Below are 7,404 nucleotides of genomic sequence, written 5' to 3' on the forward strand. Positions count from 1 at the left end.
GAAATCGAAGCTATCAGGATCGGTGTAAAGACCCTGCGGTAAGGTGTGTCCTTCGCGACGCTGCTGGAACAGCGCGTCAATCCGCCCTAAGTCCATTTTTATGCCTTTGGTTAGTTTTCCCCAGATTGGAGAATGGGCCACTTGACCGGTCTAATAAAATCGCATTTTCGCATAGCCCTATCTCAAAATGTAGGGCAGTGACGTCATTGGAAACCAATATGCTTTTGAAAGGTCGATTCCATTTCCAACCGCAGCAATATTAACCGTCGTTGGTTGCCGTTGAATGCCTTGCGCGCCTTTGAAGCGGTGGGCCAGAATTTGAGCTTCACAGGCGGCGCATCGGCGCTTTCTGTGTCGCAAAGTGCCATGAGCCGGCATGTCGGCGGGCTTGAGGAATTGTTGGGTAAGCAACTCTTCGTCCGTGATGCATCGCGCCTATTGCTAACACCCGCAGGTGAAGAGCTGTTGCCCGTCGTGAGCAAATGCCTCGACCGGCTTGAGCAAACGATGAACTCGATCCGCAATGATGAAGTGACGAGCCGTTCGCTTCGGCTCCATGTGCCGCCATCCTTGTTACAGCAGCTGTTCCTGCCGATGCTGCGCGATTTTCGCGCTGAACATCCGGACATCCGGCTCGATGTTTCGAGCGCGCATGTCACTGGTTTGCCAGCCACCGATTTCGATATGGCCATTGCCTATGACCGCCCCAATGTTGACGACCGGATTACAGACCTTCTTTGGATGGTTCGTGTCGCGCCGCTCTGTGCGCCAGCGACGGCGATTGCCAGTGAGGGTAAGTCGCTTGAGGAATTTCTGGAAAGTCAGGAGCTACTTCACCTAAAACTGGACGGAGAGCCCCGCGATCTTTTGTGGACGGCCTATCTGCGGCAAAATGGGCTGACCATGGCCACGCATGGTGGTCTCGCCTTCGACACGACAATTGCCGCGGCGCAATATGCCATGGCCGCAAGTGGGGTATTTTTAGGCGACATAGATATGTTTGCCCGGGAAATCGCGGATGGACGGCTCGTCATGCCATATGATGCCGTCATCGAAGACGGCTATGGCTATTATCTGAAACTCCACGCCGATGATTTGGGCGATGCCGCGATTTCGATGTTCCGCAGCTGGCTGATCAACCGGTTTGCGGCATTGCGGCAAGCGCCGAGTCTGCACGCGCTAAGCTGATCAGGCGAAGGCCGGATTTTTCCGCCACGTCAATCGCAAGGTCCGTGGCCGCCGATATCGTGACGAGCATGGGACAGTTGGCAAGGATCGCCTTCTGCGCCAGTTCAAGGCTGCAGCGCGCGGTCAAAATGATAAAGCCGGCGGAGATGTCGATGTGCGCGCGCGCAAGCGCTCCAATCAATTTATCGAGTGCATTGTGGCGACCCACATCTTCCCGCGTCATCAAGATAGAGCCATCGGGCGCACAAAATGCCGCTGCGTGCGCGGAACCTGTTTGGGCATTGAGTGTTTGATGTGCACGCAATGCCGATAATGCTGTGAACATGGCAGCGTCCGATACATCAATCTGCGCAGTGACCCGCGGCAAGGGGCGCATGACCTCTTCCAGATTATCCATGCCACACAGCCCGCAGCTGCTTTCCGAAACCCGCTGACGGGCGCGGGCAAAGACTTTTTCGGCGTTTTCTGCGGGCACCTGAATCCGCAATATCCAGCCCAAATCGGCCTTATGTGCGTCGACGGCCAAAATTTGGTCGGCGCGGCTAATCAACCCCTCCGACATGCTAAAGCCAATAGCATAATCCTCAAGATCAACGGGCGTTGCCATCATCACGGCATAGCCGATGCCATTATATTCGATTGCGACAGGCGCTTCGACAATGATGCTGCGTTCTATGGTTTCGGTCGCGCCACTGTCGGGCTTAAGCACAGAAAATTGGAGTGGTTTTGAACCCTGATCAGGCGCCATTTTGCGCGTCGGCCAGTAAGCTGATGGCGGCTGCAGCAACCGGAGACAGGCCCGCGGTCCCATGCGCAAAAATCATTTTTTTCATGCGCGGGTCCCAGAATTGCTGAATGTGATCGGCGACCGCTGCAACAGGCGCAGCGTCGGTCGCCAGATTGGTTGCAATCTGGTTCGCCATGTGGACGAGGCGTTCAACGCTATTCATTCGGCAGCAATTCCGGTTTCGACCCGGCGAGATCGCGTCGACAAAGCTTCATATTCTTCCTGCCACTCGGTTGGCCCGTTCGATGCGCTAATCTGAACCGCGGTAACCTTATATTCGGGGCAGTTGGTTGCCCAGTCGCTAAAGTCGGTGGTGACAACATTCGCCTGCGTTACGGCATGGTGGAACGTGGTGTAGACGACGCCGGGGGCAACGCGATCGGTTACCGTGGCGCGTAACGTGGTTTCTCCCGCGCGGCTTGCCAATTTGACCCAATCGCCCGATTTAACGCCGCGATCCTCGGCATCCACTGGGTGAATTTCCAACAAGTCCTCGGGATGCCAAGCGACATTCTCGGTCCGCCGCGTTTGTGCACCGACATTATATTGCGACAATATACGTCCGGTCGTCAGCAACAACGGAAAGCGTGGTCCGGTTTTCTCATCCGTTGGGACATAATCTGTCACAACGAATTTGCCCTTGCCACGGACGAAGCCGTCCACATGCATGATCGGCGATCCCTCAGGCGCGTCTGCGGTCACGGGCCATTGCAGCGAGCCGGCTTCGTCGAGCCGTGCAAAGGACACGCCAGCAAAGGTCGGCGTAAGCCGCGCGATTTCGTCCATGATTTCGGACGGGTGGGTATAGTTCCAATCCAGCCCCATCGCTTGCGCCAGCCGTTGCGTGACTTCCCAGTCCTCCAAACCGTTCATCGGCGTCATCACCTTGCGTACCGGCTGAATGCGGCGTTCGGCATTGGTGAACGTGCCATTTTTTTCAAGGAAGGTCGATCCGGGCAGGAAGATATGCGCGTAGTTGGCGGTCTCGTTCAGGAAAAGATCGTGAACAATCACACATTCCATCGCGGCCAACCCAGCCGATACATGGGCTGTGTTTGGATCGGATTGAAGGATATCTTCGCCCTGACAATATAGCGCCTTGAATACGCCATCGACCGCGGCATCGAGCATGTTGGGGATGCGCAGGCCGGGTTCTGGATCAAGTGTTACGCCCCAGTCATCTTCAAACAATTTCCGCGCATTGCCATCGCTGATGTGGCGATATCCGGCAAGCTCATGCGGGAAGCTGCCCATATCGCATGCGCCTTGGACGTTGTTCTGGCCACGAAGCGGGTTAACACCGACACCCCGGCGGCCAATATTGCCGGTCGCCATCGCCAAGTTTGCAATGGCCATAACGGTCGAGCTGCCTTGCGAATGTTCGGTCACACCAAGGCCGTAATAGATCGCTCCATTGCCACCTGTGGCATAAAGCCGCGCGGCTGCGCGAAGCTCTTCGGCGTCCACCAGCGTTACCGGCTGCAGATTTTCGGGGCTATTGCGGGATTGCGAAACGAACTCGGCCCAATGGCTATATTCGTCCCAGTCGCAACGCTCCCGAATGAATGCCTCATCGGCGAGACCTTCGGTGACGATGACATGGGCCATCGCCGTCAGCACGGCAACGTTAGTGCCGGGGCGAAGCGGAAGATGGTGCTGCGCCTCGATATGCGGCGAACGGACAATGTCGGTACGGCGCGGGTCGATGACGATTAACTTAGCGCCCGGGCGACCATCTTGTCCACGCAAACGGCGCTTCATCCGGCTGGCAAATACGGGGTGTCCGTCGGTGGGGTTGGCCCCGATGATCAGGATGACGTCGGTGTCTTCAACGCTATCAAAATCCTGCGTCCCCGCGCTGGTGCCAAAGGTTGTTTTGAGGCCGTATCCGGTCGGCGAATGACACACGCGTGCGCAGGTATCGACATTGTTATTGCCAAAGCCTGCCCGAATAAGTTTTTGCACAAGGAAGGTTTCTTCATTGGTGCAACGGCTTGACGTAATTCCACCAAGGGCGTTGCGGCCATATTTCGCGCTAATCCGTTTCAGTTCGGACGCGGTGTAGGCAAATGCTTCGTCCCATTCGACTTCGCGCCAAGGATCGCTGATCGACTTGCGGATCATGGGCTTCAATATGCGTTCCTGATGCTGCGCATAGCCCCAGGCGAAGCGGCCCTTTACACAACTGTGGCCACGGTTGGCCTTGCCGTCTTTGTACGGGACCATCCGGACCAGTTGTTCGCCGCGCATTTCGGCGCGGAAGGTGCAGCCAACACCGCAATAGGCGCAGGTCGTGACAACGCTGCGTTCGGGCGTGCCGACTTCGACCACTTTCTTTTCAACCAACGTCGCCGTCGGGCAGGCTTGCACACAAGCGCCGCAAGACACGCATTCAGACTCGAGGAAATTATCGCTGGCGAGACCTGCAGAAATCTTTGAGTCCCAGCCTCTGCCCTCCATGGTCAGGGCGAGGGTGCCCTGCACTTCGTCGCAGGCGCGGATGCAGCGCGAACAGGCGATGCATTTGCTTGGATCAAAATCGAAATAGGGATTGGAGTGATCTTTTTCCTGCCCCAGATGCGTCGCCTGCACGTCATAACGGACATCGCGCAAACCAACGGCACCGGCCTGATCCTGCAATTCGCAATCGCCATTGGCGGCGCATGTCAGGCAATCGAGCGGATGGTCGGAGATATAAAGCTCCATCACGCCTTTGCGTAATTTTGCCAGATGCGGGGTTTGCGTGCGCACAACCATGCCGGGTTCAACCGGGGTCGTGCAACTCGCTGGGGTCCCTCTGCGGCCATCGATTTCGACCAAGCACAGGCGGCATGAGCCGAAGCTTTTAACACTATCGGTGGCGCATAATTTGGGGATCGACGTGCCTTGTTCCGCAGCCGCGCGCATGACGCTTGTCCCTGCAGGCACAGTCACATTGCGGCCGTCAATCGTAAGCGAAACTGTTTCGTCCGAACGGCTTTCCGGGGTCCCAAAATCATTTTGCGGCTGGTATGTCATATGTCTACCTTATACCCATATTCGACCGTTGAGCAGCATATTGTGCCAGCTCCCGGGGTGTATTCAAGTTGTGAAAAACATCTGCGGATGTGATTGCTTGTGCGCCGGATACGGCAATCCAGTTGCGCATAGATAGATTATCCTGATGACGTAGATGTCTGTCCAGCAATGGCGCAAGCGCGACCGGCCAGACACCAAACAGATAATGACCATCGATATAGACGGCGCGTTCAGAAAGGTGATCTGTCGGAAATTGCGCCACGGGCACGACATCGCAACCCGCGGTCACCACCGCATCAAACCCATTTTGCTGCGCATAATGCAGCGCGGCATTCAGGCCACCCAAAGGCCCCATGTCAGCGAATGGTCGGTCTTCGACCCAATCCATGCCCGGCCAAGCGCGCCCACAGACAATCAATTTGTCGACCTGATCGCGCAAGCCATCGGCGACATGTTCGATCAGCGCGGTTCCATTCAGTGGTGCCGCTGCCTTGTCGCTCCCAAAGCGCGTAGCCTTGCCGCCGGCAATGATCGCGCCCAGCCGTCTCAACGGAAATCCTCGGGGAACAGTTTGATAGCGCTCATAACGGGATAGGGGGTGAATCCACCCATCGCGCACAGTGAGCCGAACTTCATGGTTTCAGCAAGATCGGCAAGCAAAGCCAGATTGGCGTCGACATTATTGCCTGCGATAATCTGGTCGATCGTTTCGACGCCGCGTGTGCTGCCCAATCGGCAGGGCGTGCATTTGCCGCAGCTTTCAATCGCACAAAATTCCATCGCGAAGCGCGCCATTTGCGCCATGTCGACGCTGTCATCAAAAACGGTAATCCCCGCATGTCCGATCAGCGCATCCGCCGCGGCGAACGCCTCATAATCGAAGGGCAGATCAAACTGCGCAGGCGCAATATACGCGCCCAATGGCCCACCGACTTGAACGCAGCGCACCGGGCGACCGCTTGCTGTGCCGCCGCCTATTTCGTTGACCAGTTCGCCAAGCGTAATACCGAACGCGACTTCGAAAAGTCCGCCATGTTTGACATTTCCGGCAAGCTGGACGGGCATCGTCCCCTTTGACCTGGCCATGCCGTACGCGGCATAAGCTTCACCGCCATGCGCCAATATCCATGGCACGGCAGCCAGCGTCAGCACATTGTTGACGATAGTGGGTTTGCCAAACAGGCCCTCCAGCGCGGGTAGAGGAGGCTTGGCGCGCACTTCGCCCCGCTTGCCTTCAAGGCTATTCAACAGCGAGGTTTCTTCGCCGCAAATATATGCGCCCGCGCCAACGCGGACTTCCACGACAAATGGCGCAACCAAATGCGCAGACAGCCGGATAGCGGCTTCCATTTTGGTAATGGCGTGCGGATATTCCGAACGAATGTAGATATAGGCTTTGCTCGCGCCGACGGCGAAACCGGCAATCGCCATGCCTTCGATCAGCATGAACGGGTCGCCTTCCATCACCATCCGGTCGGCAAAGGTCCCACTGTCGCCTTCATCGGCGTTGCAAACGATATATTTCTGGTCGGCCGCCGCGTCCGCCACCGTCCGCCACTTAATGCCAGCCGGAAAACCCGCGCCGCCGCGGCCGCGAAGGCCCGATGTCATTATGGTTTCGATGGTTGCTTCCGCGCCAATTGCGCGTGCTTGGCCAAGACCCAGCCAGCCACCCGATGCGTAATAATCGTCCAGCGATGTCGGCCGTGTCTTGCCCGCCCGCGCAAACGTCAACCGGTTCTGCTGGGCGATGAAGGGGTGATCCTCAATCCGTCCGATGGATTGAGCGTCACCGCTTAAGATCGAAGGAACTTGATCGGCCGAGACTTGACCATAGCCCACGCCGTCAATGTCAACCAACGGTTCCATCCAGTGCATGCCCCAGCTGGACACGCGTTCAACCTCGACGCCCGCCGCGGCAAAAGCAGCCGCAACGGCATCCGCGCCACAGGCGAGCGCAACAGCGTCATTGGATATCCGGACGGTCACATGGCCTCCAATAATGAACGAAGGCGCGTGGCGTCCAATCGGGCGATGACTTGGTCGCCAACCAATGCAGCTGGACCAACCGAGCATAGGCCAAGGCAATAGACCGGTTCTACTTTTACGCGGCTTTGGTTTTCGGCAATCGGCACCAACGCGTCCACACCGCGCGCCTTGCACGCCTCGGCGCGGCACAATTTCAATATGGGCCGCGCTTCGGCTTCTTTGCGGAAATCATGGTAGAAGCTCACGACGCCGTACACTTCCGCCCGGGTGAGGTTCAGCGCCTGTGCAATGTCGCGCATGGCATCTTCGCTGACATGGCCAAACGCTTTTTGTACGTCATGCAGGATAGGCAGCAGCGGCCCTTCCCGGTGCGCATGTTCGGCGACGATGTCAGCGATTGAGGTCATTTAGAACACCACGAC

The 7,404-nt window shown here is 57.2% G+C and carries 7 protein-coding genes; 1 reads left to right on the top strand and 6 read right to left on the bottom strand.

What is annotated here, in order from left to right; genetic code table 11:
* The first annotated feature begins 273 nt into the window (after positions 1 to 273).
* Positions 274 to 1,188 carry a LysR substrate-binding domain-containing protein gene (locus ACIQ0G_RS09025; RefSeq protein WP_397577622.1) on the top strand — a complete coding sequence of 305 codons (915 nt, stop codon included), beginning with the start codon at positions 274 to 276 and terminating at the stop codon, positions 1,186 to 1,188.
* Here the strand turns inward: ACIQ0G_RS09025 and fdhD are convergent.
* From fdhD to ACIQ0G_RS09055, 6 genes are read right to left on the bottom strand one after another with little or no spacing between them, the layout of a single operon-like run.
* Positions 1,136 to 1,936, bottom strand: a complete 801-nt coding sequence (gene fdhD, locus ACIQ0G_RS09030) for a formate dehydrogenase accessory sulfurtransferase FdhD (protein WP_397577623.1) — start codon at positions 1,934 to 1,936, stop codon at positions 1,136 to 1,138. The two genes, ACIQ0G_RS09025 and fdhD, sit on opposite strands and share 53 nt — an antisense overlap.
* Positions 1,926 to 2,138 carry a formate dehydrogenase subunit delta gene (locus tag ACIQ0G_RS09035; RefSeq protein WP_395636234.1) on the bottom strand — a complete coding sequence of 71 codons (213 nt, stop codon included), beginning with the start codon at positions 2,136 to 2,138 and terminating at the stop codon, positions 1,926 to 1,928. The genes fdhD and ACIQ0G_RS09035 overlap by 11 nt, the downstream gene beginning before the upstream one ends.
* Positions 2,135 to 4,993, bottom strand: coding sequence for a formate dehydrogenase subunit alpha (gene fdhF, locus ACIQ0G_RS09040; RefSeq protein WP_397577624.1), 2,859 nt, complete (start codon positions 4,991 to 4,993; stop codon positions 2,135 to 2,137). The genes ACIQ0G_RS09035 and fdhF overlap by 4 nt, the downstream gene beginning before the upstream one ends.
* Positions 4,994 to 4,997: 4 nt before the next feature.
* Complete coding sequence (locus ACIQ0G_RS09045; RefSeq protein ID WP_397577625.1) at positions 4,998 to 5,543, bottom strand: molybdenum cofactor guanylyltransferase; 546 nt, start codon at positions 5,541 to 5,543, stop codon at positions 4,998 to 5,000.
* Positions 5,540 to 6,982 (bottom strand): NADH-ubiquinone oxidoreductase-F iron-sulfur binding region domain-containing protein, encoded by a 1,443-nt coding sequence (locus ACIQ0G_RS09050; protein ID WP_397577626.1) that lies wholly within the window; start codon positions 6,980 to 6,982, stop codon positions 5,540 to 5,542. Before ACIQ0G_RS09050 ends, ACIQ0G_RS09045 begins: the two co-directional genes overlap by 4 nt.
* Positions 6,979 to 7,389 (bottom strand): NAD(P)H-dependent oxidoreductase subunit E, encoded by a 411-nt coding sequence (locus ACIQ0G_RS09055; protein WP_397577627.1) that lies wholly within the window; start codon positions 7,387 to 7,389, stop codon positions 6,979 to 6,981. Before ACIQ0G_RS09055 ends, ACIQ0G_RS09050 begins: the two co-directional genes overlap by 4 nt.
* Positions 7,390 to 7,404 lie beyond the last annotated feature (15 nt).

Source organism: Sphingorhabdus sp. (assembly GCF_044354325.1).
Lineage (GTDB): Bacteria > Pseudomonadota > Alphaproteobacteria > Sphingomonadales > Sphingomonadaceae > Sphingorhabdus_B.